The sequence below is a fragment of the Thermococcus indicus genome (assembly GCF_006274605.1).
Taxonomy (GTDB): domain Archaea; phylum Methanobacteriota_B; class Thermococci; order Thermococcales; family Thermococcaceae; genus Thermococcus; species Thermococcus indicus.
Genome location: NZ_CP040846.1, coordinates 1,899,080 through 1,924,812, shown reverse-complemented (window position 1 = coordinate 1,924,812; position 25,733 = coordinate 1,899,080). Strand labels below are relative to the sequence as shown.

Below are 25,733 nucleotides of genomic sequence, written 5' to 3'. Positions count from 1 at the left end.
TTTGTACATCGATGTTAATAAGTTTGACGAAAGCAAAAGAAATGTGCATTGCTGGATGTGGAAAGCACATTCGTTTAACTACCAGAAGCCTTTCATGCCCTTCTCCGGAATCGGACAGAGCACTATACGCCTTGCCCAGAGGCAGTCAGCGCAGCTCGGCGTGTTGCCCCAGCAGTCGTAGTTGGTATCTTGGACAAAGGAACAGGACTCATTGAGCGGACAGTCCGTACAGCTTGGGTAGAGGGCGTTTTTAACGACATATCTGAACCAGCTGTACTCCCTGCCAGTCCATATCTCCGACAGGCTCTTCTTTCTCACGTTGCCGAAGGAGTGGGCGTAGACCTTCTTCTCCCTCCCGAAGACTATCTCCGGATAGGTGTGCAGGAAGCGGTAGCATGGTGCTACCTCACCGTCCCAGCGGACGACGGCGACCTTTTTATCAACGAACTCGCACTTCCTCTCGGTCCTTAAGGAAAACTCAGCTATCTTGTGGAGGTAGCCGTGGTAGATTGCTTCCAGCTTATCGACGACGGGCTTCATATCGACGCTCCCATCGTAAACTATTAGCTCCGCGTGCTCCTTGGTTATCGGAATCAGATTCGAGATCAGGAGCGTATCAACGCCGAGAGAGCCGACGTAGTGGGCTATCTCAGGTAATTCCCTGTAGTTCTCCTTCGTTGCGACGACCTCGACGCCGATGTGCGGGACGTCGCTCCCGAGTTCTTTCTTTACCTCCTGGATTTTCCTTATGCGGGAGCTAGTGTAGTCGGGCTTTATGTGCCCGATGTCAACCGGCTGGGTCGGCACGGAGTCTATGGAGAAGTAAATCAGGTCGAGGCCGAGCTTTACAAGCTCTTCAATCCTTTCGTCAGTGAGAAGGAAACCGTTGGTGCTTATACCGAGGGCGAAGCCACGCCTCTTGACCTCTCTGGCCATATCCATAAAGCGCGGATGAACGGTCGGCTCTCCGATTCCGCCGAAGTATATCATTTCCAGCTCAGGAAGCTCCTCCGCTTCATCGAGGATTTTGAGGAACAGCTCCCAGTCCATATCGCCTTCGGGATCCTCCCAGTACTGCTTGAAGCACATCTCACAGCGGAGATTACAACGGTTGGTTATCTCGAGGTAGAGGTATCTAAGGTCCGGTTTTTTGGGTATTAAAACCTTGTAGTCCGACAAATCGAAAAGGTGGTGGCCCTCCATAACTGACACCTGAAAGTGGAGTTTTTGACAACCCCTTATAACGGTTGGTGGACATTCTTGGGCAATATAGTATGACAAAATTTTCGCCAGAAAAGTTTCCTCACGGCATCTTGAGCTCGGTTCTTACGTCCTCGTCCATCAGAACGAAGAGTATCAGCGCCGAGAGGAGGGCCAGCGTCACCGCCGGAAGAGACAGCCCCACCATCACCCAGAGGAGCCCGAAGAGAAGGTCCAGGAGGGCTATGTACGCCGAGAGGTCCACGATTGTCTCGTGTCCAACCCAAACCCCGTAGGCGAAGAGCAGGTGCACGCTCCCCACGAGGATGTAGCCAAAAAACGTGTACTCCTCTCCGAAGCTCATCGCGGCTATGCCGTAGAAGAATACCGCGAGAAGGATAAAGAAAGAAACGACGAGAGGTTTAGGCCGCATCTCCGAGCTCCTCCACGGGGAGCCTCATCCTCGAGACCGCTATAAGGGTCAGGATTCCTATGAGCGGCATGAGGGCCAGTTCTCCCAGGGCCAGGCCGGTGCTCTGCCTCGCGAGTACGTCCGTTATCGTTGGGGCTATGGCGTTGGCCGAGTTGGAGATGAGACCGAGGGCGAAGCTGGCCTTCGGGAAGATGTTCCTGGGATACGTGGCCGGGGCACTGGTCCAGAACGCCGGTCCGGTTCCCTGAAGGGCCCCGATGAGGACCACCGATGCGAGTGCCAGGGTGTAGTTGCCGGCGAGCATGGCCTTGCCGTAGACCAGCAGTCCTATGAAGGCAACCGCGTAGGAGAATATCATGACCTGCACGATGGCCTTGAAGAGACCCCTTGCGTTCGGGTTCTTCCTGGAGAGCATGTAGCCGACGTAGCCCATGCCTATGCTCCAGAGTGCCTTGGATATGTTGAGGCTCGTGCTGAGAGTTGCCACGTGCTCCTTGGTCCATCCGATTTCATAGCCGAGGGATGCGGAGAACCCTATGATGGTGAATATGACCCAGAGGGCCGGGAAGAACGTGAAGCCGAGCACCCAGGTGAAGGGCATCTTCCAGACGCTTACCCTCTCGACCCCCTCGGTCTTGTGGATTATCTCGAAGTCCTCGACGAAGAACCACCAGAGGGCGAGAACGGCGTACATTATGAGTACTGTAACCCAGAAACCGCCCCTCCATCCGAAGTCCGCGACGGCGTACTTGGCGCTCATGCTCCCAAACACGCCGCCCCAGAAGATACCGGAGAGGATTATACCCTTAGCAAAGGGCCTCTCGGCAACGAAGAACTGGGCTATCTGGGTGCTGAAGAGCGGCACGAGCGTGACCACGAAACCCTGGATGAACCTGAGGAAGACGACGACGTACCAGTTGGGGGCGAGCGGAATGAGTGCCTGCGCTATCGCCGCCCAGCTGAGTGCTATGGCAACGCTCTTCTTGAAGCTCCCCTCGTATATCCTGGTGTGGCCGAGAAGGAACGCTATGAACAGACCAAAGACGTAAGCTATGTGCTGCCATTCGTACTCGGCGCTGCTTATCCCGAAGTGGGCGATTATATCGGGCTTTGCGACGGCCATCATGGTCAGGGTTCCAAAGCCGGCCGTCATGACCAGCGTGTCAAGCAGGACTGAACTCCACCGTTTGTCCATGATTTATCCCTCCTAGAGCTTTCCGAATATCATGAGGATTCCGAAAACAATGAAAAGTGCTCCGGCAAACTTGTGGACAATCTCAAGGGGCACCATGTCGCCGAGCTTGTCGCCGAGAACCGCACCGATGAGGTTAACCGCTGCGAGGCCCAGAATTGCCCCCGCAAACGATACCTTCCACCCGTATTTAGCAGCGAAGGCCATGGTTGCCAGCTGGGTCTTATCCCCCATCTCCGCCAGGAAAATGGCGAAGAATATGGCTAAGATGCCGTCCATCGCGCCTCCCTCAAAGCTTTGAAAGTGCCTCGCTCATTCTCTCCATTGCCTCTGTGAGCTGGCTCTTCTTTGTGGCGTAGCTTATCCTTATCCAGCCCTCCCCGGCCTTGCCGAAGGCTGTTCCGGGTATGACGACAACGCCGGCGTTCTCGAGGAGCCAGTTTGCGAAGTCCTCGCTGCTCATCCCGAGCTCTGGGTCGATCTTGGCCCAGAGGTAGAAGGCGCCCTTCGGTCTGAACGGCGTGATATGGGGCATTTTGCTGAGGTGGTGGAGAACCAGCTTCCTCCTCTCAGCATAGGTCTGGCGCATTGCATCAAGGGCCTCCCAGCTGCGTTTGTCACGGAGGGCGGTGATTCCGGCTATCTGAATGAAGGATGTGACGTTTCCAATGACGTAAGCGTGGAGCTTTATCATGTCTCGGATAACCTGGGTTGGGGCTATGGTGAAGCCGAGGCGCCAGCCGGTCATGGCAAAGGTCTTGGAGAAGCTGTTCGCCAGAATCGTGTTGTCCGGGGCGTATTTGATCATCGGGTAGTGCTTCGCCCCCTCGTACAGGAAGTGCTCGTAGGGCTCGTCGCTCAGGATGTAAAGGTTGTAGTCCTCCGCTATGTCCGCTATTGCCTTCACAGTCTTCTTTTTAAGAACTGCGCCGGTGGGGTTGTTTGGATAGTTGATAACGAGCATTCTTGTTCTCTTGGTTATTGCCTCAACGAGCTCATCGGGGTCGACCTGGAACTCGTTCTCTTCGCGGAGGGGTATCCTCAGGATGCCGGCCTCGGCAATCTTTGCGTCCTCAACATAGCAGACGAAAGCCGGGTCAGGAATGATAACGTCATCGTCCTGCTCCAGAAGGGTCTGGAAGGCCAGATATGTGGCCTCGTAGGCACCCGCGGTGACGATTATATCATCGGGGGAGATATCAACCTTGTAGTGGGTCTTGTAGTACTCAGCTATCGCTTCGCGGAACTCGGGGATGCCCGCGTTGGGGGTGTAGTGGGTGTATCCCTCATCTATCGCCCTCTTCGCGGCCTCCTTTATGACATCTGGGGTATCAAAATCTGGCTCGCCTATTCCGAGGGAGATAACGTTTTCCATCTTCTTTGCCTTTTCGAAGAGCTCCCTAATCTTTGAGCGCTGGATGAGGTTTATTCTGCCCGCAAGGAAGTATTTGCGTTTTTTGTATCTCATGAGGACATCACCTCAGGCAGTCGGGAATGAGGGAGCGATTTTATAAACCTATCCACCATAAAGCACATGAATGGCCATCGGCTGCCTATAAAACTTCAACGAGAGCCGCCTTTTCAAAAAATCTTTTCGATTTTTCTGCCCCGCAGTCGGTCATGGGTAGCTCCTCCAGGTTCAGCCCCGCAAGAATCTCCCCCGCCCTGTTGCGGCTCCCGAAGACCACCAGGTAATTCTCCCCCTCCCTGACGCCGTGCTTTGCTATTGCATCTTTTATCTGGAGTGTCCCGGCGAGGCGAAGGAGTAGCTCGCCTCCAAGGGTTCTGGCGTGGTTGGTACCTCGCTCAAACGAACGGAGGGCCAGAAGCGCTGCAAACGCTATCTCCTCCCAGCATTCGCCGTTCACTATCTGAAAGTCGCCGCCTATCAAGGGTATGAGTTCCCCGGCATTTTTGACGAACACTTTAGTGATGTGGAGATTTTCCGTTATTTCTTTCATCGGGCCACCCCATCCCCGGTGGATTCTTCGACGTTAAAACCCTTTCTGAGCCCTTCCCATGAGGTTGTTTATAAATTTTTTGCGAATCTGAGATTTTTAAAAAAATTTTTGAAAATCATATTACCAAAATAATATCAAGCAAGCGCAAAGTATTTAACTAATTAAATCACTATTTATCCCAGCGGCTTGCTGAACTGGGTGGTGCAGGGATGACCAAAATGCGTATCATCAGTGTACAGCTTCCCCAGGGACTGATCAACGCCATGGATCAGCTCGTTAGGAAGGGGGTTTATCCCAACAGGAGTGAGATAATCAGAGAGGCCATCCGCGAGCTTTTGAAGAAGGAGCTTTACCAGCTCGAGACTGAGGAACGCTCAACGCCTGAGTACATCCTAAAATAAGCCGCTGAAATCAATGGTTAAAATCAAACTCCAGAGACAGTCAGACTTGAATTGGGGGTTGGGGCGATGGTATTTAAACTCCTGGAACAGGCCGGGATAAAACTTGATCTTGACAATGAGCCGAGGGCAGCACAGGTTGATGGGTTTTCCGATGAGAACCTTGAGGATCTCATAAAGATCGTCATCGTTGGCGTTGGCGGTTCTGGAAACAACACCATTACCAGACTCTACGAGCTTGGCGTCCAGGGCGCGGAGCTCATAGCCATGAACACCGACGCCCAGCACCTTGCCAGGACGAAGGCGCACAGGAAGCTTCTCCTCGGCAAGGAGATAACTCAGGGCAAGGGTTCGGGCGGAAACCCCGAGATAGGCTACCGCGCGGCAGAGGCGAGCGCCCACGAGATTGCCGAGACCATCGGTGATGCCGATCTCGTGTTCATAACCGCTGGTATGGGTAACGGCACCGGTACGGGCGCTGCTCCGGTTGTTGCCAAGGTCATAAAGGAGCGTGCCAGGCACAACGGTCGCTTTAGGGAGCCACTCGTCGTCAGCGTTGTAACCTACCCGTTCAAGAACGAGGGTAAGATACGGATTGAGAAGGCCAAGGCCGGCATAAAGGCCCTCATGTACTACTCTGACACCGTCATCATCATCGAGAACGACAAGCTCCTCAAGCTCGTTCCGAAGCTCCCCATCAATGCTGCCTTCCGCTTCGCGGATGAGATAATAGCGAGGATGGTCAAGGGCATCACCGAGACGATCAAGCTGCCTTCCATGGTGAACATCGACTTCGCCGACGTCTACAGCGTCATGCACAACGGCGGTGCGGCTTTGATAGGAATCGGTGAGAGCGACTCCAGCAACAGGGCGGTTGATGCCGTCAAGAACGCGCTCGAAAACAAGATGCTCGAGGTCGAGTACGGCAGCGGCGACAGGGCTCTGGTTCACTTCACCGTTGGTCCTGACGTGAGCCTCGGTGAGATAAACGACGCCATGAACATCGTTTACGAGAAGCTCGGCGAGAAGAGCGAAATCAAGTGGGGTGCGAGGATAGACGAGGACATGGGCAAGGTCGTCAGGGCGATGGTCATCATGACCGGCGTTAAAAGCCCGCACATACTCGGCGGCGAGCACGCCCTCCAGGTTGGTTCATCGATGAGGGACAACATAATAACCCCAGAGCCGGTCAAGCCGTTCAAGTCCAAGGACGGGGATTTTGATAGAATCTTCAACGCGATATCTGGTAAACCCGAGAAGAAGGGGAAGGAGCTTCCGCCCTACGCGAAGAGAATTCTAGACGACTTCCTGGATATTGCCTGAATTTCTTCTTTATCATTTGGGCACGGGTGGTTCTATGGCAGTGGTTATTAGCGTAGCCAATCAGAAGGGTGGGGTCGGAAAGACCACTCTGACGATGAACCTCGCCTACGCTCTCTCCGCGATGGGCAGAAGGGTTCTCGTGGTGGATATAGACCCCCAGTTCAACCTCACTTTTGGTCTCATAGGCATGAACGTCCTTCAGCATGGAGACAGCAACGTGGGGACGCTGATGACGAGGGAGAGCGACATCGACAGTACTATAGTTGAAGTCAGGGAGAACCTCCATCTGGTACCCAGCCACCTGAACCTCTCAGCCAAGGAGATTGAGATAATCAACACATACAACCGTGAGCGGAGGCTTGAAAAGGCCCTCCTTCCTGTTCTGCCGGACTACGACTACGTTCTCATTGACAACCCTCCGAGTATGGGCATCTTCTTGGTCAACTCCCTGACGGCCTCGGATTACGTCCTCATACCCCTGGAGCTCAGCTATTTTGGCGTCATAGGGATGCAGCTGATGTTCAACCTGATGCGTATGATACGTCAGGAGACCAACGAGAACCTCAAGCTCCTGGGCCTGGTTCCCAACAAGTTCACGCGTCAAACGAAGGTTCCAAAGATGCGCCTCAAGGAACTCAAGGAGACCTATCCCGATGCCCCGATTCTGACGACCATCCCGAAGGCCATAGCCCTGGAGAAGGCCCAGAGCCAGGGGATCAGCATATTCGAGTTCGAGGGTGATGGAAGGGCCGCGAAGGCCTTTTCAAAGCTTGCCCGCGAGGTGGTTGAGCTTGTCGAAGGATAAAATTCCCAAGCTTTTTGACGGTTCCGTTAACGAGCTCACGAGGCCTTCCAGGCCGAGGAAGAAGGATGAGAAGGGCACCCTGAAATCCAAGGACATGAAGAAAGAAAAGATGCAGAAGACCCTCTACATAAGCAGGGACATGAACCGGAAGCTCATTGAGCTGTACGGCGAGGAGGGGAGGAGGCAGAGCACAATCGTGGAAGATGCGGTGAACCTTTACTACTACCTTAGAATGGCACTGGGCGAGAAGAAGTTCGAGGAGCTTCTAAGCGCCGTGAGGAGGGAAGACCCGGAGTTCCTTCGGGATTACATGGGCAGGTTCAAACTTTAACGTTAACCCAGATGCCTAGATTCACCCGTTGAATAAGCCCGCTTAAATCAGGCCCCAACTCCCGATGGATGGACACCTAGCGGCAACCGCGGAATAATCCGCTCGAATCAGACTCTGGAATAACACCCTGAAATCAGTCGCAGTACGCCTCCACTATCCTCTGAATTATTTTGCTCGTCTTCGCCCTGTCGCTCCTGTAGAGGTAGGGGATCCGTATGACCTCCGCTTCTATTCCGTGGTTCCTCAGAGCATCCCTGAGGCGCTCGCAGTTGAAGTCCTGGTCGGGGCCTATCGCAATGATATCCGGGTCTATCCTGCGCACCAGCTCGTAATCTATACCCCCCGGGGAGCCGATGTAAACCTCGTCCACCATCTTCAGTGCCCTTAGAAGTTCCGCCCTGTCCTCCGCCGTGTTCACCGGATCTCTGCGCTTCCTTTTTCTCACCGTTTCGTCGTGGGCAACTATAACCACCAGCTCGTCCCCCAGGGCCTTGGCCTGGCTTAAAAAGTGAATATGGCCGACGTGAAGGAGGTCAAAAACCCCGCCGACGAGGACGCGAATTCTCTTCCTCCCCTCCGTTTCCCCGTCCATATCAACCCACCGTCAGTTCCCAGATCCTATCCTTGGCGTGGTGAATGTTCTTTACTGCCTTCCCCTTGGGCCTCTCCTTCATAGCCCTTCCGTCCATCAGGGCAATGCCTATCGCCAGTGGTCTTCCGTAGTCCTCCTCGACCACGAAGACGAAATCGCCCTCCTTTATGCTCTCGTCGGCGTCCGTTATCCCCGCGGCCATGACGTCTGCACCCTTGAGGACGAACGGGACGGCGCCGGCGTCGACCACGACGCGCCTAGGCCACGCCCTCAGGTCCTCCTCGTTGGATAGTTCGTAGAGCGCTATGACCAGCGGGAATATGAGTCCTTTCCTCCTTATGAAGAACGGCTTCCCGTTAACCAGGAGTATCTCCGTTGTTTTATCGAATTCCGCGACCTCAACCCTGTCCTTCCTGTTGAGCATCTTCCCCGCTATCTCCCCGCCGAAAGTCTCGCTCATCTCCCGGATTATCTCCTTGATCTCCTTCTTGCTGAGCGGATGCTTGACCTTCAGCTCCATTCTCACACCCCCAACGTCTCCTCGTACAGGATTCTGGCGCTTTCCCTCGGGTTCTCGCTCGCGTAGATTGAGCGGCCGACTATTACGTAGTCCGCCCCCGCCTTTAAAACCTCCCCCGCCCTGCCGCCCTGGGCACCAACGCCAGGGGTGAGGATTTTGATTCCATGCTTAAGCTTCGAGCGTATGTACGAAACGCGCTCGGGCCTGGTGGCGGGGGCTATGACGCCGAAGGGCTCAAGCTCGTTGGCCAGCTCGATTAGTTTGTCTGTGACCGGCTGAATGAACTCCTTCGCGCCAGGATGGCTCATCTCGACAACTATTATGGTCTCCCCAAGCTCCATGACGGCCCCAACGCTGTCTCTCCCGACGAAGCCGTGAGCTATGATGTAGTCCGCCCCGGCCTCGAAAACTTTGCTCGCTATCAGCCGGTTGGTGTTTGGGATGTCCGCCAGCTTGAGGTCCGCTATTATCGGCAGCCCCGTAACCTGCTTGAGTTCGGTGATGATGCCCAACCCTGAGCCAATTATCAGCGGCCAGTTAACCTTAATCGCCCAGAGGTAGTCGGCCGTGTGCTCGGCTATCTCAAGCGCCCTCTCGCGTTCGTACACGTCAAGGGCCAGGATTAGTCTGCGGTCTTCACTCCCGCTCATTTCGTCACCTCACGAGGGACTTTATCTCCTCCGGAAGAACCTCCCCCTTCAGGGAGAGTGCCACGTGGTAGGCGCTCTTCATGGCGTCCGCTTCCTTCTCCGCCCACGTGATTACCACCAGCTCGCCGTCCTCCAGCCTGAAGGCTTCCTTAACCCTCTCCGCAAGCTCGGGCATGGTCTCGCTCAGCGGTCTTCCGTCCTCCGGAAAGACCGGCTCCCCCTCCTTGACTACCAGTATCATTGCACCCTTTGCGAAGAATCGTATCGCTTCGTCCCTGAGCTCGATGCTTTTGAACTCCCCCGGCTCTCTCACGGTCAGTGCGAATGCTGGGTGGCCCTCAATTTTCCCTATACGGCGGGCTTCTGAGAAATGCCTGGAAATCCCCTCAAGAAGTTCCATTCCTCTCCTGTTGAGCGAATGGCCGCGCTGGGCCGATGATATTGCCTCAATATTTCCGAGCTTCCTAAGGAGCGTTCTGACACTGCCCTCGCCAAGGTTCAGGGCCTCGGATATGGCCTTTCTCCCGGTCGGGTTTTGGAGCATGAACAGAACCGCAACGGCATCCTCAAGCGTGAACTCAGGATAGGCTCCCCTCTTCCAGCTCATCGGCTTCCCTCCGAGAAAAATAGGGCAAGGAGATTAAAAAGTTTTAGAGAATCAGAGCCATCTTGGCTCCAGACCCGCCCACATCCTCATCTTCTCGTGGGCGATGATGCGCGGTATGTTGCCCTTATCCTTCGGTCCAGGATTCTTCATGTAGAAGGCGTTGACCTCGTAAACGGCTCCAAAGGCCTTCTTCTCGATCGCTATCTTTCCGAGCCTCGCTAGGTCAACGAGCAGGCCCGCCAGGGCCGGGCTGTCGTTTATCCTGCCGGTGATGACGAGCTCGTCGTGGGCGCCGTTGAAGCTGACATACTCGATGTGCATCGCTATGAACTTCTTGTCGCCGAGCGGCTCGAGGAAGCCGGTGGGCTTGATGTAGTGAGGTGCATCGTAGCCCAGGAGCTCCTTGACGACCGAGCTCTTGGTGAACTCCTTGCTCTTGTTCCTCTCCTTGTCGGTTAAGGCCAGGAAGTCGTTGTTTCCGCCGATGTTGAACTGGGCTATATCGAGGACGTAGCGGTTCCTCTGGGCGAGGTGGCTGAGAACGTCCGCGGTGAGCGGGGTGGCTCCGGTTGCACCGTCGTCGCCGAAGATGGCCATGTTGCTCTCCTTGGCGAGCTCGACGAACGCCGGGTCGTTGGCTATGAGGGTGGGTATGGCGTTGACGAAGGCCGCTCCTCCAACCTCCCTGGCGTACTGGGCTATGGCATAGGCATAGACCTGGGTCGCGGTGAGCCTGTCCCTGTTGTCCTCGGCGATGGCCTTTTCAAGCTCCTCCCTGCTTCCGAAGGGCTGGAACGCCTCGGTGGTGCAGACGTTTATGAAGACCTCTGCCTTGAGCTCCTTCCACTCGTTAACGAGGTGCTCGACGGCCTCCTTGAGGGTCATCTCGTCTTCGAGGCCGGTGGCCTCGAGCGGAAGGTTCCTGAGGCTCCTCAGGTGTATTCCCTTCCTGACGGTGATGCCCTTGAGGGTCTCCGGCGCCTCCGGATCGTAGGCCTTGACGACCTCGTAGAGGCTCCTGCCGACCTTGCTTGCATCGACATCGTAGGAACCGACTATTTCAACATCCTTAATCTTGATTGGAAGCTCATCGGCAAGCGGAACACCGTAAGGTTCCATCTTTCCGGCCTTTATCTTCTCAAGGCCGCTCGCGAAGATGCTGGCAACGTAGCCCTGTCCGAGTATGACAACCCTGACCATTTCCTCCACCTCCTTTGTTGGTCTAAGATATTTTACAGTAGTTAAATAGTTTTTGGTTATGAAATTTTTGCAAAATCAGATGACTATAACCATTCCGTCGTAAGAGAGAACGGCCCGTTCACTTCTATCCCTGACGTACTTCACCGCTTCCGTGAAGGGCAGGTTGTGATGGGCTATGTGGGTCAGAACAGTCAGCTCAGCGAACCTCTCGCCTAAGGCAATGGCATCATCGATGTTGTTGTGGTTCTCGTCATGTACTCCCGGGGAAAAGGTTGCATCTACCAGTGCCACGTGGGGGCTCTCATTCTTCAGCAACTCTAGGCTTTTGGGTGGCAGACCCTTCGTATCAAAGACCACCGCTAGAGTCCCGCTCCCGTCCTCTATGAGGTATCCAAAGGTCTGAACGCTGTGGTTGAGGGGGAAAGCCCTTATCCTGACGTCCCCGATTTTTAGGCTTGGAGGCGTCTCGTGGAGAACCACTCGAAGGTTCTTTGGACTTTCTACTATCTCCCCGTTGGCACTGCCTGAGGGTGCATGGAGCTCTATCCTCTCCGACGTCCAGCGAAGCTTAAAGAGTCCAGCTATGTGGTCGTGGTGCCAGTGAGTCAGCAGTATAGCGTCGATTTTTTCCTCCACATAGGGTGTCACGTCAAAGCCAACGTCCACCAAAATCGTCGTTCCTTCCTCAGAGACAATCAAAACCGAGGTGGGCTTTCTTCTCGCGAAGGCTAACCTCCTGGCCTCCTGGCAGGCGGGACATCTGCACAGGTAGTTCGGAATGCCCTCAGATCCTCCGGTTCCGAGCAGATTGACTATCACAAGTTATCCCCCCAATATTTTGCTGAAGACGGCTGTATCGAGAAGTTTAACAGTGACGTCTATTACTATTGCCAGCAGGAGCAGAACCTTTAGGAAAGCGAAGGCATCTGGGGACGCTTCAATACCTGACGCCTTCAGAAAGGTTTTGAGGTAGAGGTAGGCCGCAAGCATGGCGAGGGTGTAGCTCATAACCGCCTCAAGCCTCGATTTTTCGGGCACCACCTTTATCCCTATCCAAACCAGGGTTAGCATCAGCGCCATGAGAAACGACAGCAGTCCCGCGGAGGAGGGGTGTGGGGACAGCATCACCCTAAAGAACGCATCGGAGAAGTCGTTAATGATGACAAGGAGGCCCAGGGTAACGCCGATAAGAGTTGTTAATATGTCCATCTTCACCAGAGTGTCGATGAGACTTACGAAAGGTTTCCACTTCGTCTTCGGACCAATCAGGAGGTAGAGAACGTCGCTGGCGTTGCTGGACTTCTCAAGTATCTCCTTTAATATAAAGCTCGGTGGCATACCCGGAAACCGCCTGAGTTCCCGAACTTCATCGTTCATGCCAAGTTCTTTCATAGCTTTGCTTGCTTCGAGGAGGGTTATACCGACGAGTTCCATAAGGTAAGTATCGGAATCGCTTTTGAAAACCCTTCCGATTTCGCCCATTAGACGGCGAAGGTACTTTCTTATCAACGCCCTCAACCGCTCCTCTTTGATTCCAAGCAAACGCCTGTACCGAACCAGGAGCGCCAGGAAGCGAAGTACAAAGCTCGTGTCGTAGAGGGTATCCCTCGTCAGATAGTGAAGTCTCTCAAAGGCATCGAGAATCTTTGAGCGGACTTTCCCCTTCTCCACGGGCAGTCCGCTTTCCCAGGCCCACAGCAGGGCCCACGAAGCGTAGAACGTCGTGTCTATTTTTGAGACCTCGCCTGCAGATTCCGGCCAGCCGGTCGTTTCCTCGAACTCCCTCAAAAGCCATCTCAAAGTCGGCTCCACGGTTTCAAGGGGAACCTCAAGGGGGAATCTCCTGGAGAGCTCCCTCACCTTGAGAATTGCCAAGACGGCAAGGGAAGACGCTCCGACTATGCTTCTTCCATTATCCCGCTCGGTTCGGGACCACCAACCAAGGTCTACACTCCTGTGGTGCCTTTCTTTCAGGTAGGCTAGGGCCCTTTCGATGGCCTTGAGTATCTTTTCAGTGGACTGCCCCGCTTCATTCTCAATCGCCATTGCCAGAATCCTCACCGTTCGTCCCGTCGTCCCTACCTCGCCGATGCTGGACATCTCGTGCGTCGGAAAAGAGCCGTCCTCTAGCTGGTGCTCCAGAAGCCAGTCGAGGGCTTTCCGCATGTGGGTATCATCTTTCAACGTCTCCCCGGCCAGAGCGGCGATTTCAACGTAGCGGTAAACGCTCCCCGTCTCAACGTACCTGCTCAGCTCCCCGAGCCTTAGGAAGCCGCCGTTATCGAGTTGTCTCTCTCGCAGTGCCCATAGAATCATAACTACATGGAAAGGCACCTTCCAGCTTTTCATAGCGTCTATAACTACCCAGAAGTCAGGACTCAATCCAACGCTCCACAGATGGCCCCTGCTAACATCTTCGATGTTATCTACGTACCCCCCAGTCAGGGCGTAGAGCTTCCGCCACACCCCGAGGTTGATCTTGAGGTGGGGAACGTTGGTCTCTACCCTCCCCATACGGACTAAACTTTTAAGGGGGCTCTTTTATTGCTTTCTATAACCGGAACGGTGGTGAAGATGCGCGTCGCTGTGCTCTACTCCGGTGGAAAGGACTCAAACTACGCCCTCTACTGGGCGCTGAAGCAGGGTTTCGAGGTCAAATACCTCGTTTCGATGGTGAGCGAGAGCGACGAGAGCTACATGTACCACGTGCCGAACATTCACCTCACCGAGCTCCAGGCGAAGGCGGTAGGGATTCCCCTCGTGAAGGGCTTTACGAGCGGCGAGAAGGAGAAAGAGGTAGAGGACATGAAGGCCGTCCTTGAGGGGCTGAGGATAGACGGCGTCGTTGCCGGTGCCTTGGCCAGCGAGTACCAGAAGAAGCGCGTTGACAGGGTAGCAAAGGAGCTCGGCTTGGAGAGCTTCGCCCCCGCCTGGCACCGCGACCCAATCGAGTACATGCACGAGATAATCGGCATCTTCGACGTGGTCATGGTCGGAACGGCCGCCTACGGCCTCGATGAGAGCTGGCTTGGAAGGAGGATAGACGAGGATGCCCTGAAGGAACTGGTTAGGCTCCACGAGAAGTATAAAATCCACGTGGCAGGGGAAGGCGGTGAGTTCGAGACGTTCGTGAGGGATGCGCCCTTCTTCAAAGCGAGGGTAGTCTTCGACGAGGTGGAAAAGAGGTGGAGCGAGTGCAACTACTCCGGCGTGCTTGAGGTTAAGAGGGCACACCTTGAGCCGAAGGGACAAGTTTAATTTGCATTAAAGCCAAAGTTCAAAAGGGGATTGTCATGGAAAAGGTTGAAGCCGTCTACGACCACGGGGCGCTGAGACCCTTAAAAAGAATCAACCTCAAGGAGGGGGAAAAGGTTCAGCTCATCATAAAGCGTTCCCTTTATGAGATAGTTTCAGAGCTTGAAAAGGAGTTCGAGGGCATCGAAGAAGACCTCACCGAGACACTCGTGAGGGAGAGAAAGTGATTGTCCTAGATGCATCGGTAATCGTTGATTCACTCCTTCCAAAGCTTGGCGAGAGACACATGCTTGCAAAGGAACTACTGAAAGCCATATCTGAGGAGAGACATGAGGTCATTATGCTGAGGATAGCCAAAATCGAACTCCTGAGTGTTTTCAGCAGAAAGATAGGGGCTAAAGCAATAGCTGTAGTGGACTCACTTGGAGAAGGTGTAACTTTCGTAGGGGAGGATGAGTTCTACCAGGTTGCCGAGGCCATAGCCCCCAAGGTTCACGGAAGGGCCGTGGATTTGTATTACATTGCGCTTGCCTTCAAGACGTCCGCAATGCTAATATCCTGTGACAGACTTCAGGTGAAAAACGCGAGAAAAGCCGGCGTCGAGGCGTACTGCCTCCCGGACGATTTTGAAAAGGCCATTAAAAAGATAAAGGAGAGTTAGCTTAGTTCTCCCCCTTCACTCTCACCCAGAACCATGCCTTTGAGCAACCTCCAGAGACACCACACGACTGGAACTCAAGGCTCCAGACCATCTTTGGAACGGCCGAGATTTCGTCCCACCTGAGTGCGTCGTTGTCGAGGAGGACAGTTATCGCCACCTGTCCCATCGGGTCGTCGTCGTTGCCCCACTTTCCGGCGTCTTCTTCCCAGGCGTTGTACTCAAGGTAGATGAAGGGAACGTTCGCCATGGTGTGCTCTATCAGGAGAAGGTTTGGCCTCACCGTTACCTTGTTGCCCGAGACAACCCTCCTCCCTGCCGGATAGCGGTATGAAGCCTCCGCCGGAACCATTCCGGTCGTTTCCTCAGCAGTGATGTCGGGAACGTCCGCAATCTCGACCGGCTCAAAGTGCGTGAAGGCCCTCGCGTAGAGGTAGTACTCGTCGTCTCCAATCTCTGTGTCCTTCGTGAAGCTCACCGTTGTCAGGTATGCCTTTAGGGTGTCGTAGCGGAGCGTTCTGGGGACATCAACCTCGTAAACCAGATAGGTAACCCTCAGGTTCTTGCCGAAATCCCAGACCTCGATGAGCTTGCCGTAGCGGTAATCATCGCGGGGGTCTATGGTGAAGGCGTTGTAACCTACAGGGTCGGGCTTGGACCCAAAGGCCTCCATCAGCCTCGAACCAAAGAAGTCGCTCGCGCTCTCGCCTGTGAAGAGCTGGTTAATCAGCATCGCTCCGGAATAACCGTACTTCATTGCCGTCCCTATCTCCCCGGTTGCGAGTCCGAGGGCCAAATCCACCAGAAAGCCCGCCCCGAGGGTGATGTATTCGCCGGGGTCGTCAACGTCCCAGCCGGCGGTGTGGACGTAAATTTTCTTGTATTCCCTCGCCTCGTCCAGGGGCATGACGAATATTGGATAACCGTTCACGTAGAGGTGTTCGACGCTTATGGCCCTCTCATCGTGGTAGAGGAGCCTGCTGTTGTCTTTGGCCTCAACCCACCGCCTTCCCGGGTAGCTGACGGCATAGATTGGCCCGTAGGTCCAGTTCCAGTCGTTCTCGTGCTCCCAGTAAACGGGGAACGCCCAGGAAACCAGCTGAATCTCGCCCTCCCTTGAGTCCCCGTTTTCCCTAACGTAAACGTCCTCCACAACGACGACCAAGTATTTATCAACGTCCTCCTCGACCTTAACCCCGTGAGTTGCGTCCAGCCAGAGGTTGTTCTTTGCTGGGAAGCGGTAGTAGTAGCCCGCAAACCAGAAGCGGAACTCCCTCCACGGGATTATGCTGAAGATGTTCTCCACGGTAAACTCGACCTCTACTTCCCCGGCCGATGTCTTCGTGACCCTGACTTCAGACTCCCTGTAAACGTTGTCGCTCATGTCGTAGAGGGTGAAGTTGTCCGAGGTTATCAGGCCCCACCAGTCGATTCCTCCCCCGTCGGTGGCGTCAATGTAGAGCCTCATCGGCATTGCCCGTTTGAACTCGTTCTCATCTCTAAAGCTAAGCTTAAACGTCAGGTCGTCCTCGGTGGCCGTGACGTACAGGGAAAGCTTCGGGTCGTCCGGACTGCCGTAGGATGCCGAGGTGTGGTAGTCAATCCAGCCCCTCATTGCCTCTATCACGAAGTTTCCGGTGCTTGGATAAGTCCTCCTCGGGAAGCGCTCCTCGCAGGCAGATGAGCCGCAGTCGAGGCGTATCCTCATGAAAACCCTCTCTGGAAAGATGCCTGAGAAGTTCTCAACGGTAAAGCTCACATCGGCCCCGTCAACGCCCACACTACCGTTCTGGAGGGAAACCAGCCCGTCGCCGGTGACTTCGTAGAGCTCGAAGCCGTAGCGGTAGAGGTGGAGCTCCCAGCGCCTTCCAAACTCGTCCCCTTCGGTGAACTCTATGACCGTCGGCCTGTAGGTGTAGACCTCCCCCGTGAAGACGTTTTTAAACTCCTTCAGGCTTATGTATGCGTTCGCCAGGCTCTCGTTCTCGAAGGTTATCGTGAAGGTAACGCTCTTTCCGGGGTTCGTTGAGCTCGTGATTACCGAGACCCGCTTTATCACTTCACCGTTCGGCTCGGAGGCCTGGCTCCCTATTGGCCCCGCGTAGGTGAAGTTGAGGTTGAGCAGGTAAACGGGCGTTATAACAGGCTGGAGGGTGACGTTTATTCCCCCGGTTAAGGTAAAGCCCGGCCCGGTTCCGTTCTCGTTCGTTTCCCCGGCCTCACAGCCCAGGTCGGGGTCATTGCCTTCGCATACAACGTTCCCGTCCTCATCATAGCTGAGGCTCTCGTTTGGAGCTGGAGTCTCAGTGGCCGTTTCGGTCTGGGTTTCCGTTTGGGTTTCGGTTTGTGTTACAGTTCCGGTGGAGGTTTCAGTTGAAGTCCGGGTCTCGGTTCCGGTTTCACTACCGGTTTCCGCGGGAGAGCTTTCCATTGAGGAGGTCTCGCCCGTGTTACTCGTTGGGCTCTCGCTGGCTGTTGGGCCCGTTTCGGTATGTGAAGGAGTGTTGCCGATACATCCGCTAATGATAACTAACCCGCTCAAAAGAAGGAACAGAAAAATCCGCGATGGGTTTCTCATATCTACACCTCCAACCCAAACCCGGGGCAAGAAAAGAAATTGAAGCCCGTACGGGTTTGTGTTTTATTCAAATGTGTCCCTTATTTTATTTAAGAGTTTCTTCGATGAAGAGTCATTCAGGGGACAAAATTTATTAATCGCGGGTTATTATCACATCTGGTGGTAGAATGATAGAGGTCGAGAACCTCGTCAAGGCCTTCGGCTCCAAGAGGGCCGTAGACGGAATAACCTTCACCGTTCGCAACGGCGAGATATACGGCCTCCTCGGGCCGAACGGGAGCGGGAAGAGCACGACGATGAAGATTTTGGCCGGAATACTGAGGCCGACCTCCGGAAAAGTTATCGTCGAGAACGTGAACGTTGCCGAAGACCCTCTGGAGGTTAGGAGGATAGTCGGCTACGTCCCCGAAACGCCGGTTCTCTACGAGAGCCTCACCCCGGTCGAGTTCTTCAACTTCGTGGGGAGCGTGAGGGAGATTCCTAGGGAGGAGCTCCAGGAAAGGGTTGAGACCTTCGTCAGGGCCTTTGGGATAGAAAGCTACCTCGGCGAGATGATAGGTTCGCTCAGCTTTGGAACGAGGCAGAAGGTGTCCCTCATCTCCGCTATGCTCCACGACCCGAAGGTTCTCATACTGGACGAGGCGATGAACGGTTTGGACCCAAAAAGCGCCCGAATTCTGAGGGAACTCCTCCTCCAGTTTCGGGAGGAGGGCAGGAGCATTGTCTTCTCCACCCACGTCTTAGCTCTCGCGGAAACGATATGCGACCGCGTTGGCGTCATCTACAACGGCGAGATAATCGCCGAGGGGACGGTGGAGCAGCTCAAGGAGTTTGCCCATGAGGAGAGCCTGGAGGACGTTTTCCTCAAGCTCACCGAGAGTCAGGACGAGGTTGCTGGAATAGTCCAGGCCCTCAAGGATGCCCTGTAGGGTGGGAGCATGTTCGAGATAGTCAGAATCCTCTACAAGGAGCTCCACTACCGGCGTTTGAAGAGCAACCCGCAGATAGCCGCCGATCCGGAGAAGTTCAGGAAGCAGCTCAGGAACGCGGGCGATATAAAGCGGGGTATAGCCCTCCAATCGGTCGCGTTCCTCTTCTTTGGGTTTATGATGGCGGGAGCGGTGCTCGGAGCTGAGGACGAAGCCCGGGCGGCGGTGATGTTCGCGACCTACGCGATGCTCCCCTTCATAATGGCCCTCTACACGACGACCGTCAATGCCTCCTATGCCACCTCCATGGGGATCTTCGAGCCGCTCAAGCCGCTCCCGGTTGAGACGGGCGCCAAGTACCTCAGCGTTCTCCTTGCCATAGACAACGTCCCAGCAGTCGTTGCGCTCCTTCCTGTGGCGGCGGCGATGGCATTCAAGTACGGCACCCCCGGCCTTGTGGGCCTGCTCTGGGTACTCGTAGGCGCTTTCCTCGGCCACGTCCTCGGCCTAGTGGTGTTCACCTTCTTCGGCTCGGCCAGCGTTGGCGGCAGGTTCTCGAAGCTCAGAACCCTCGCCAGAACCCTTGGAGTTATCCTGTTCATTAGCATGTTCTACGCCATCAATTATCTTCAGCAATACGTCAACGAGCACTACGAGGAGGTTCTGCCCTTCTTCTCGAAGTACTCCCTGGCTTATCCATTCTCCGTTGCCTCGATAACGGACCCGTTCCACTCCTTCCTCATCCTCCTTGGCTACCTCTTGGTTCTGGTTCCGCTCTATCTCTTCATCCTTGGGCGGCTCTGGGGCAGGCTTGGGGAGGGAGCAAAGGTTTTCAGGGCGAGAATCGTGGGCTTTAAGGCCGAAACCCACCACCCAATCGTGGCTATCGCCCTGAAGGACCTGAGGATAGCCTTCAGAAAGAGTGCCCTTCTCGTCGGCCTCGTCTTTCCGCTCTTCATAATCCTGCCGAGTGCCCTGAACATCCTCGTTTCTGGCTCCATTAGGGAGTGGAGTGTGGTTTCGGTGCTCTTTATGATTGGGTGGGTGGCTTCGGTGGGCATCGACACCGTCCTTAAGATAGACGGTCAGGAGTTCGAGTTCCTGAGGAGTCTGCCCATAACGGTCGGTCAGTTCGTCCGGGCAAAGCTCCTCGTCATGAACGCCGTTCCAATTACTGCAAGCGTTGCTCTCGTCCTCGCGGCTTCGTACCGCGACGTTGGAACCCTCGCCCTGCTCCCCGCCGCGGTTATTCTTCCGCTCCTGACCTCGTCAGTGGCGCTGGCCTTCTTCTACCACGGTGAAAGCGAGCTGTCAGTGCCGGAGACGAACTTCGGCCACGTTCTGGCCCTTATGATAATCAATGGGGTTACCCTCGGGGCAATCGCCGGCCTCTGGTACTTCCTCGGCTATCCCTACGCGCTGGCTCTGGCCACCGTCGGCCTCGCGGCGGTTCAGGCTTTCCTCAGCAGGTGATGTGGAATATCGCAAGAACCTTCCTCTTTCCCCAGAGTTCGTTGAAGAGCTCCGCCGCTTCCTCTGTTGGCCTTTCGATTACCTCTTTGTTGGCCACCAGCTTTCTGCTCTCCGGCAGGAGTGCCAGTTCCCCCCATGCTCCCGTACCGACGATGAGAACATCGAAGTCCTCCGTTAGGTACTCCCTCAGCTCATCCGGGTCGAGTTTATGACTGGTTCCGTGCTTGTTCTTGCTGAGCCACTTTTTTCGCTCCCCGATTTTTCCGCTTGGGTAGATCACGATGTCGTGGCTGTAAACCTTCCCGTCCACGACTATCCTGCCGAATTCCGGAAACTCGACCCTCATGACATCACCTCGGGCTCAGTGCATCCCTCAGAATCTTCCCGTGGTCAAAAGCTAACGGCAGTTTCAGCGCCTCGTCTATGGGGATAACGTGAACCTCTTTGGCGTCGTCCCCGGCTTTCAGCTTTCCGGTTCCGATGGCAAGGAACGCCGTCGTTACAGTGTGTCCCCTCGGGTCGCGGTTGGGGTCTGAGTAGACTCCAACGAGCTTGATGAGCCTCACGTCGAGGCCGGTCTCTTCCTTCGCCTCCCTTACCGCCGCCTCCTCAACCCTTTCTCCGTACTCCACAAATCCTCCGGGCAGGGCATAGCGGTCTTTGAATGGTTCGTGCTTCCTTTTTATGAGTACGACGCCGCCCCCGTACAGAATGACGATGTCGGCGGTGAGACCTATGCATCTGTGCGCCTCGACCTTAAGCTCCGGATGGGTCTTAGAGAGAAACTCTTGGAGCTCCTCCCGCACGGGGGTTATGTCGTAGCCCCTCGGGGCCTTAACGAGCAGAACGTACCGGTCCATAACACCACCTCAGGGAAGTCTCTCATCATTTCTCAGTATGCTGACGTTTCATCATCGGTGGGCATAGTTATTCATGGAGATTTATATCATTAAGCCTCTCGACTTTTACCCGCATCGCCAGCTCGTTCACTTCGTCCATCGGGAAGTCGAAGCTTCTGCGCTGGAGAAAAAGGGCCGTGAACGCGCTGGCCCTCTTGAGGGCCTGGATAAAGGGACAGTTGTGGTAGAAGTACGAAAAACTCGCGAGAAAAACGTCGCCCGCACCGGTTGATTCCTCCACCGCAACCCTGGCCGGAGTGTAGGTGTATTTTCGTCCCCGGAGGTACGCCTGCCCAACATCGGCACCCCGGGAGATTAGAAGCACCTCTATCCCCTCCGGATTGAGGTTTCTTACAAGCCGTGCCTCAGAGACGTCGGAGTGGAGAACCTTCAGTCCGTTAAAGATGCCGCCGTCCACCCCCGTCAGCTTCAGTCTTCCGGGGTGGGGGGACCTGATGAACCCCTGAACGTCTGCGACAACGAAGTTGCTCCTCCTTTTGGCGAGTGCAACGGTTTCGGGTGTAACCTCGCCCGCAACGGGGTTGAGGATGATTATATCGTAGCTCCCGTGTGGCATGTTGGTTATTCTCTCCGCGACGGAGAGGAGGCTGAGTTCTCTTGTGTTCCCGTCGAGATAACGGAGACGGTAGGAAGTGCTGCTTTCCGCGGGTATCGTATGGAGCACTATGCCCGCTTCCTCAAGTCCCTGGAGCCAGCTTTCGGGAAAATCCCGCCCGACACTGGTCAGGATCTCGACCCTGCAGAATCTGGACAGGGCCATCGCAGAATAGTACGCCCCGCCCCCGATGCGGTGTTCTATTCCGGAACCCTTAACGATGATATCCCTCACGAGATGGCCGACGATGAGGCACCTCATTTTACCCGCCCAATCTTTGTTGTTAGCCACACTATCCATAAAAACCTTTTGGAAATTTTCCGAAAAGTTTATAAGGGCAAAAACGAAAAGCTTAAAAGGATATGTCCTTTTGGGGTGGGGCTATGAAGCGCCTGAGTAAAGTTTCTCACTATGCAAAGCAGGGGTTCCTGGTTCTCAGGACTGACTGGGTTCCCTCACTCAACGACCCGGTTGTTGACAAGAAGCTCACCGTGGTCGGGGTAGTGAAGGATGTTTTCGGGCCGGTTAAGAGGCCCTATGTGGCCGTCAAGCCGCGAGTCAAGAATCCCGAGAGCTACATCGGTGCGCTGCTGTACGTTGATTCCTCCAGGAAGAAATCCGGGCCCGGCAGAAAAGCCAGGTCCGGGAAGAAGCGTTACAAGGGCGGAAAGGCAAGACGCCCTGCCCCCAGAAAGAGGGGGTGAGAGCTTTTGGCTGATAAGAATGTATGTCCGGTTTGCGGCTCCGATAAGCTGTTTTATGACCCGAGGAGAGGCGAAATTGTCTGTTCTGTCTGCGGTTACGTTGTTCAGCAGAATGTCGTCGATGAGGGTCCTGAGTGGCGCGCCTTCGACCCCGACCAGAGGGCCAAGCGCGCCAGGACCGGTGCGCCCATGACGCTGATGATCCATGATAAGGGCCTCTCCACCGACATAGACTGGCGCGACAAGGACATACACGGGAACCAGATAACCGGCATGTACCGGACCAAGATGCGCCGTCTGAGGATGTGGCAGAGGAGAATGCGCATAAACGACGCGGCCGAGCGTAACCTCGCGTTCGCGCTGAGCGAGCTGGACAGGATGGCGGCACAGATGCGTCTCCCGAGGCGCGTCAAGGAGGTCGCCGCTTCCCTCTACAGGAAGGCCGTCATGAAGAAGCTCATCCGCGGGCGCTCGATTGAGGGAATGGTCTCCGCGGCACTCTACGCGGCGTGCAGGATGGAGAGCATTCCCAGGACTCTCGATGAGATAGCGGCCGTTTCAAAGGTCACGAAGAAGGAGATAGGAAGGAGCTACCGCTTCTTAGCGAGGGGTCTCAACCTCAACCTCCGCCCGACCAGCCCGATTGAGTACGTTGACCGCTTCGGCGACGCTCTAAACGTGAGTGCCCGGACGAAGAAGAGGGCCAAGGAGATACTCCGGGAGGCGATAAACAGGGGCATAACGAGCGGTAAGGGGCCGACGGGATTGGCCGCGGCTGCCCTGTACGTTGCCTCCCTCCTGGAGGGTGAGAAGAAGACCCAGCGCGAGGTGGCGGAGGTAGCGCACGTAACCGAGGTCACCGTGAGGAACCGCTACAAGGAGCTGGTGGAGAAGCTCAACATAAACGTCCCGATATGAGGGATGTCCGTGCTTATAGCTGTGACGAGCGACACCCATTACGGCGATAAGACCCGAAACCCTCCTTCCCTTCTTTTCCAGCACCTTGAGGAGAGAACGCCGGATTTGATACTCCACGCGGGTGACGTTACGTCTCCTGAGCTTCTGGAGGAGCTTGAGCGGTTCGCTCCTGTGGTGGCCGTTCGGGGGAACGCTGATTACCTCAACCTCCCAGAGGAAAGGGTCATCGATGCAGAGGATATTGGAATCGGTCTTCTCCACGGGCACGGGTTCTTCTCGCTCAACGCCCAGTTCTTGACGTTCAAAGCCCTCGACCTGGGGGTGGACATTCTCGTATTCGGCCACACGCACCGCTTCTACCACGATACCTACTCGGTTCACGGGAAAAGGGTGATCCTCCTCAACCCCGGCTCGCCGACGTTCCCCAGGATGGATTCGGCCGGCTTTGCACTCCTTGAGGTCAATGGAGAAAGCGTCCGGGTCGAAAGGGTGCGCTTCTGGTGAAGATTCAAACTTTCAGAAAAGCTAAGGAAGGAAAAGAAAGGCCATCAGCTCTTGATGGCGAGCTTGATGTCCTCGGCCTTGACGGTCTTCCTGCCGGCGTGGTGGGCAAGGTCGACCGCCTTCCTGGCGATCTCCATGGCCTTCTCCTCGAGGTGCTCGGCCAGGAGCTTGGCGGCGTCCTCGCTGACGCGGGCGGCGCCGGCCTTCCTTATCAGCCTGTCAACTGGGGCAATCGGCAACTCAGCCATTTTCCCAACCTCCTAAACGTTGTTTTGCAGGTATCTGCGTTCTATTCTAGGAAGGAAGGCCTATATAAACTTTTCGGAAACAGGGGCTTCTGGGGGCGATAATCGGCTGTTTTTAGGTGGGGTGTTTAGAAATTCGGCATCCTTCGCCTGCCACCTTATGAACGGCCCAATACAAACCCGAGGGCAAAGTTTTGAAAAGGGCTATCTGCCCTTGAAACCCAGTTTGCAGGAGGAACACAGCTTTGATTTTCAAAAGCGGGGCGGAAGTTTGGGGCGCTGGTGCGGTAAAAGTGTCCCCGATACTCATATGGGGGCAGGAGTGTCCCAATAATGAACCATAGCATTTTTATAGGTGGCCGTATAATCTCCGAGTTACTCAGGAGGTGAAAGCATGGTAGAGAAGTTTGACAAGATATACGACTACTACGTGGACAAGGCCTATGAGCCCAATAAAAAGAGGGACATCATAGCCGTGTTCCGCGTAACCCCCGCCGAGGGGTACACCATCGAGGCGGCCGCCGGTGCAGTCGCCGCCGAGAGCTCGACCGGAACCTGGACCACCCTTTACGAGTGGTATGAGCAGGAGAGATGGGCCGACCTTTCGGCCAAGGCTTACGACTTCCACGACATGGGCGACGGAAGCTGGATAGTCAGGATAGCTTACCCGTTCCACGCCTTTGAGGAGGTGAACCTTCCAGGACTTCTGGCCAGCATAGCAGGCAACGTCTTCGGGATGAAGCGCGTCAGGGGTCTTCGCCTTGAGGATCTCTACTTCCCCGAGAAGCTCATCAGGGAGTTTAACGGTCCGGCCTTTGGTATCGAGGGCGTCAGGAAGATGCTCGATATCAAGGACAGGCCGCTCTACGGTGTCGTTCCAAAGCCCAAGGTGGGTTATTCCCCTGAGGAGTTCGAAAAGCTCGCGTACGACCTCCTATCAAACGGTGCCGATTACATGAAGGACGACGAGAATCTCACGAGCCCCTGGTACAACCGCTTCGATGAGCGCGCCGAGATAATGGCCAGGACAATAGACAAGGTTGAGAACGAGACCGGCGAGAAGAAGACCTGGTTCGCCAACATAACCGCTCCTCTCCTTGAGATGGAGCGCAGGCTTGAGGTTCTGGCCGATCTTGGCCTCAAGCACGCGATGGTCGATGTCGTCATAACCGGCTGGGGAGCGCTCGAGTACATAACCGAGCTGGCGGCGGACTACGGCCTGGCCGTCCACGGCCACAGGGCCATGCACGCGGCCTTTACCAGGAACAAGCATCACGGCATCTCGATGTTCGTCCTGGCGAAGCTCTACAGGCTCGTCGGTATCGACCAGCTCCACGTTGGAACGGCCGGAGCAGGCAAGCTCGAGGGCGGAAAGTGGGACGTCATTCAGAACGCCAGGATCCTCAGGGAGAAGCACTACAAGCCGGACGAGAACGACGTCTTCCACATGGAGCAGAAGTTCTACGGCATAAAGGCCGCGTTCCCGACGAGCTCCGGCGGCCTCCACCCCGGCAACATCCAGCCCGTTGTGGATGCCCTCGGAACCGACATCGTCTTCCAGCTCGGTGGAGGAACCCTCGGACATCCCGATGGGCCTGCTGCGGGTGCAAGGGCCGTCAGGCAGGCGATAGATGCCATAATGCAGGGAATCCCCCTCGACGAATACGCCAAGAGCCACAGGGAACTTGCCCGTGCCCTGGAGAAGTGGGGCCACGTCACCCCGGTCTGACAGGTTTGACGGC

The 25,733-nt window shown here is 55.4% G+C and carries 31 protein-coding genes; 13 read left to right on the top strand and 18 right to left on the bottom strand.

The features are described 5' to 3' along the window. Positions 1–78 precede the first annotated feature (78 nt). The 6 genes from FH039_RS10430 to cgi121 all read right to left on the bottom strand — a co-directional run bounded on the left by FH039_RS10430 (position 79) and on the right by cgi121 (position 4,786). Positions 79–1,203, bottom strand: a complete 1,125-nt coding sequence (locus tag FH039_RS10430; RefSeq protein WP_139681825.1) for a tungsten cofactor oxidoreductase radical SAM maturase — start codon at positions 1,201–1,203, stop codon at positions 79–81. 100 nt (positions 1,204–1,303) lie between these two features. Further along, on the bottom strand, positions 1,304–1,633 hold the full coding sequence (locus FH039_RS10425) for a hypothetical protein (RefSeq protein WP_139681270.1): 330 nt from the start codon (positions 1,631–1,633) through the stop codon (positions 1,304–1,306). Further along, positions 1,623–2,828, bottom strand: a complete 1,206-nt coding sequence (locus FH039_RS10420; RefSeq protein ID WP_139681269.1) for an MFS transporter — start codon at positions 2,826–2,828, stop codon at positions 1,623–1,625. The genes FH039_RS10425 and FH039_RS10420 overlap by 11 nt, the downstream gene beginning before the upstream one ends. A gap of 12 nt (positions 2,829–2,840) precedes the next feature. Next, positions 2,841–3,104: a TMEM165/GDT1 family protein gene (locus FH039_RS10415; protein ID WP_139681268.1), complete on the bottom strand. Its 264-nt coding sequence runs from the start codon at positions 3,102–3,104 to the stop codon at positions 2,841–2,843. A gap of 10 nt (positions 3,105–3,114) precedes the next feature. Further along, a complete protein-coding gene (locus FH039_RS10410) occupies positions 3,115–4,293 on the bottom strand; it encodes a pyridoxal phosphate-dependent aminotransferase (RefSeq protein ID WP_139681267.1) in 1,179 nt (392 codons plus the stop codon). Positions 4,294–4,378: 85 nt separating this feature from the next. Beyond that, positions 4,379–4,786 (bottom strand): KEOPS complex subunit Cgi121, encoded by a 408-nt coding sequence (gene cgi121, locus FH039_RS10405; RefSeq protein ID WP_139681266.1) that lies wholly within the window; start codon positions 4,784–4,786, stop codon positions 4,379–4,381. 209 nt (positions 4,787–4,995) lie between these two features. Between cgi121 and FH039_RS10400 the strand changes: the two genes are divergently transcribed. The 4 genes from FH039_RS10400 to FH039_RS10385 all read left to right on the top strand — a co-directional run bounded on the left by FH039_RS10400 (position 4,996) and on the right by FH039_RS10385 (position 7,643). Further along, positions 4,996–5,187, top strand: coding sequence for a ribbon-helix-helix domain-containing protein (locus FH039_RS10400; RefSeq protein ID WP_139681265.1), 192 nt, complete (start codon positions 4,996–4,998; stop codon positions 5,185–5,187). A 66-nt stretch (positions 5,188–5,253) separates the two neighbouring features. Then, positions 5,254–6,507: a cell division protein FtsZ gene (gene ftsZ / locus FH039_RS10395; RefSeq protein ID WP_139681264.1), complete on the top strand. Its 1,254-nt coding sequence runs from the start codon at positions 5,254–5,256 to the stop codon at positions 6,505–6,507. Positions 6,508–6,541: 34 nt separating this feature from the next. Next, entirely contained in the window at positions 6,542–7,312 is a 771-nt protein-coding gene (locus FH039_RS10390) for a ParA family protein (protein WP_139681263.1), read from the top strand. Continuing rightward, positions 7,299–7,643 carry a CopG family transcriptional regulator gene (locus FH039_RS10385; RefSeq protein WP_206206154.1) on the top strand — a complete coding sequence of 115 codons (345 nt, stop codon included), beginning with the start codon at positions 7,299–7,301 and terminating at the stop codon, positions 7,641–7,643. The genes FH039_RS10390 and FH039_RS10385 overlap by 14 nt, the downstream gene beginning before the upstream one ends. A 133-nt stretch (positions 7,644–7,776) precedes the next feature. Here FH039_RS10385 and FH039_RS10380 read toward each other — a convergent pair whose 3' ends face one another. The 7 genes from FH039_RS10380 to FH039_RS10350 form a co-directional block, all read right to left on the bottom strand. Continuing rightward, positions 7,777–8,235, bottom strand: a complete 459-nt coding sequence (locus FH039_RS10380) for an adenylyltransferase/cytidyltransferase family protein (RefSeq protein WP_139681261.1) — start codon at positions 8,233–8,235, stop codon at positions 7,777–7,779. Between the two features lies 1 nt (position 8,236). After that, entirely contained in the window at positions 8,237–8,755 is a 519-nt protein-coding gene (locus FH039_RS10375) for an RNA-binding protein (RefSeq protein WP_139681260.1), read from the bottom strand. A 2-nt stretch (positions 8,756–8,757) separates the two neighbouring features. After that, complete coding sequence (gene pyrF / locus FH039_RS10370) at positions 8,758–9,405, bottom strand: orotidine-5'-phosphate decarboxylase (RefSeq protein ID WP_139681259.1); 648 nt, start codon at positions 9,403–9,405, stop codon at positions 8,758–8,760. 4 nt (positions 9,406–9,409) lie between these two features. After that, complete coding sequence (locus FH039_RS10365) at positions 9,410–10,012, bottom strand: DUF4443 domain-containing protein (protein WP_139681258.1); 603 nt, start codon at positions 10,010–10,012, stop codon at positions 9,410–9,412. Positions 10,013–10,063: 51 nt separating this feature from the next. Then, positions 10,064–11,212: an inositol-3-phosphate synthase gene (locus FH039_RS10360; RefSeq protein WP_139681257.1), complete on the bottom strand. Its 1,149-nt coding sequence runs from the start codon at positions 11,210–11,212 to the stop codon at positions 10,064–10,066. A 75-nt stretch (positions 11,213–11,287) separates the two neighbouring features. Further along, complete coding sequence (locus FH039_RS10355) at positions 11,288–12,031, bottom strand: MBL fold metallo-hydrolase (RefSeq protein WP_139681256.1); 744 nt, start codon at positions 12,029–12,031, stop codon at positions 11,288–11,290. 3 nt (positions 12,032–12,034) lie between these two features. Then, positions 12,035–13,726, bottom strand: a complete 1,692-nt coding sequence (locus FH039_RS10350; RefSeq protein WP_139681255.1) for a prenyltransferase/squalene oxidase repeat-containing protein — start codon at positions 13,724–13,726, stop codon at positions 12,035–12,037. A 60-nt stretch (positions 13,727–13,786) separates the two neighbouring features. Here FH039_RS10350 and FH039_RS10345 point away from each other — a divergent pair, with 60 nt between their 5' ends. The 3 genes from FH039_RS10345 to FH039_RS10335 are packed head-to-tail and all read left to right on the top strand — an operon-like array spanning position 13,787 to position 15,128. Then, positions 13,787–14,470, top strand: coding sequence for a diphthine--ammonia ligase (locus FH039_RS10345; protein ID WP_139681824.1), 684 nt, complete (start codon positions 13,787–13,789; stop codon positions 14,468–14,470). Between the two features lie 35 nt (positions 14,471–14,505). Further along, a complete protein-coding gene (locus FH039_RS10340; RefSeq protein ID WP_139681254.1) occupies positions 14,506–14,694 on the top strand; it encodes an antitoxin family protein in 189 nt (62 codons plus the stop codon). Then, positions 14,691–15,128: a type II toxin-antitoxin system VapC family toxin gene (locus FH039_RS10335; protein ID WP_139681253.1), complete on the top strand. Its 438-nt coding sequence runs from the start codon at positions 14,691–14,693 to the stop codon at positions 15,126–15,128. The genes FH039_RS10340 and FH039_RS10335 overlap by 4 nt, the downstream gene beginning before the upstream one ends. 1 nt (position 15,129) lies before the next feature. Here the strand turns inward: FH039_RS10335 and FH039_RS10330 are convergent, their stop codons facing one another. Beyond that, complete coding sequence (locus FH039_RS10330; RefSeq protein ID WP_240703220.1) at positions 15,130–17,556, bottom strand: hypothetical protein; 2,427 nt, start codon at positions 17,554–17,556, stop codon at positions 15,130–15,132. 314 nt (positions 17,557–17,870) lie between these two features. Here FH039_RS10330 and FH039_RS10325 point away from each other — a divergent pair, with 314 nt between their 5' ends. Then, a complete protein-coding gene (locus FH039_RS10325; protein WP_139681251.1) occupies positions 17,871–18,632 on the top strand; it encodes an ABC transporter ATP-binding protein in 762 nt (253 codons plus the stop codon). A gap of 9 nt (positions 18,633–18,641) precedes the next feature. Further along, positions 18,642–20,105 carry a hypothetical protein gene (locus FH039_RS10320; protein ID WP_139681250.1) on the top strand — a complete coding sequence of 488 codons (1,464 nt, stop codon included), beginning with the start codon at positions 18,642–18,644 and terminating at the stop codon, positions 20,103–20,105. On the opposite strand, the gene FH039_RS10315 is transcribed toward FH039_RS10320, so the two are convergent. From FH039_RS10315 to FH039_RS10305, 3 genes are all read right to left on the bottom strand, one after another. Next, on the bottom strand, positions 20,095–20,451 hold the full coding sequence (locus FH039_RS10315) for an Mth938-like domain-containing protein (protein WP_139681249.1): 357 nt from the start codon (positions 20,449–20,451) through the stop codon (positions 20,095–20,097). The genes FH039_RS10320 and FH039_RS10315 overlap by 11 nt on opposite strands. A 4-nt stretch (positions 20,452–20,455) precedes the next feature. Further along, a complete protein-coding gene (locus tag FH039_RS10310) occupies positions 20,456–20,965 on the bottom strand; it encodes an NUDIX domain-containing protein (protein ID WP_139681248.1) in 510 nt (169 codons plus the stop codon). Between the two features lie 67 nt (positions 20,966–21,032). Continuing rightward, positions 21,033–21,881, bottom strand: a complete 849-nt coding sequence (locus FH039_RS10305; RefSeq protein WP_139681247.1) for a PfkB family carbohydrate kinase — start codon at positions 21,879–21,881, stop codon at positions 21,033–21,035. Positions 21,882–22,003: 122 nt separating this feature from the next. On the opposite strand from FH039_RS10305, the gene FH039_RS10300 reads away from it, so the two are divergent. From FH039_RS10300 to FH039_RS10290, 3 genes are read left to right on the top strand one after another with little or no spacing between them, the layout of a single operon-like run. Continuing rightward, complete coding sequence (locus FH039_RS10300; protein ID WP_139681246.1) at positions 22,004–22,324, top strand: Gar1/Naf1 family protein; 321 nt, start codon at positions 22,004–22,006, stop codon at positions 22,322–22,324. 6 nt (positions 22,325–22,330) lie between these two features. After that, positions 22,331–23,242: a transcription initiation factor IIB gene (locus FH039_RS10295; RefSeq protein WP_139681245.1), complete on the top strand. Its 912-nt coding sequence runs from the start codon at positions 22,331–22,333 to the stop codon at positions 23,240–23,242. 9 nt (positions 23,243–23,251) lie between these two features. Next, positions 23,252–23,746, top strand: a complete 495-nt coding sequence (locus FH039_RS10290) for a metallophosphoesterase (protein WP_139681244.1) — start codon at positions 23,252–23,254, stop codon at positions 23,744–23,746. 44 nt (positions 23,747–23,790) lie between these two features. Here the strand turns inward: FH039_RS10290 and hpkB are convergent, their stop codons facing one another. Next, positions 23,791–23,994: an archaeal histone HpkB gene (gene hpkB, locus FH039_RS10285; protein WP_014013473.1), complete on the bottom strand. Its 204-nt coding sequence runs from the start codon at positions 23,992–23,994 to the stop codon at positions 23,791–23,793. A gap of 391 nt (positions 23,995–24,385) precedes the next feature. On the opposite strand from hpkB, the gene rbcL reads away from it, so the two are divergent. Continuing rightward, positions 24,386–25,720: a type III ribulose-bisphosphate carboxylase gene (gene rbcL / locus FH039_RS10280; protein ID WP_139681243.1), complete on the top strand. Its 1,335-nt coding sequence runs from the start codon at positions 24,386–24,388 to the stop codon at positions 25,718–25,720. The last annotated feature ends 13 nt before the right edge of the window (positions 25,721–25,733 follow it).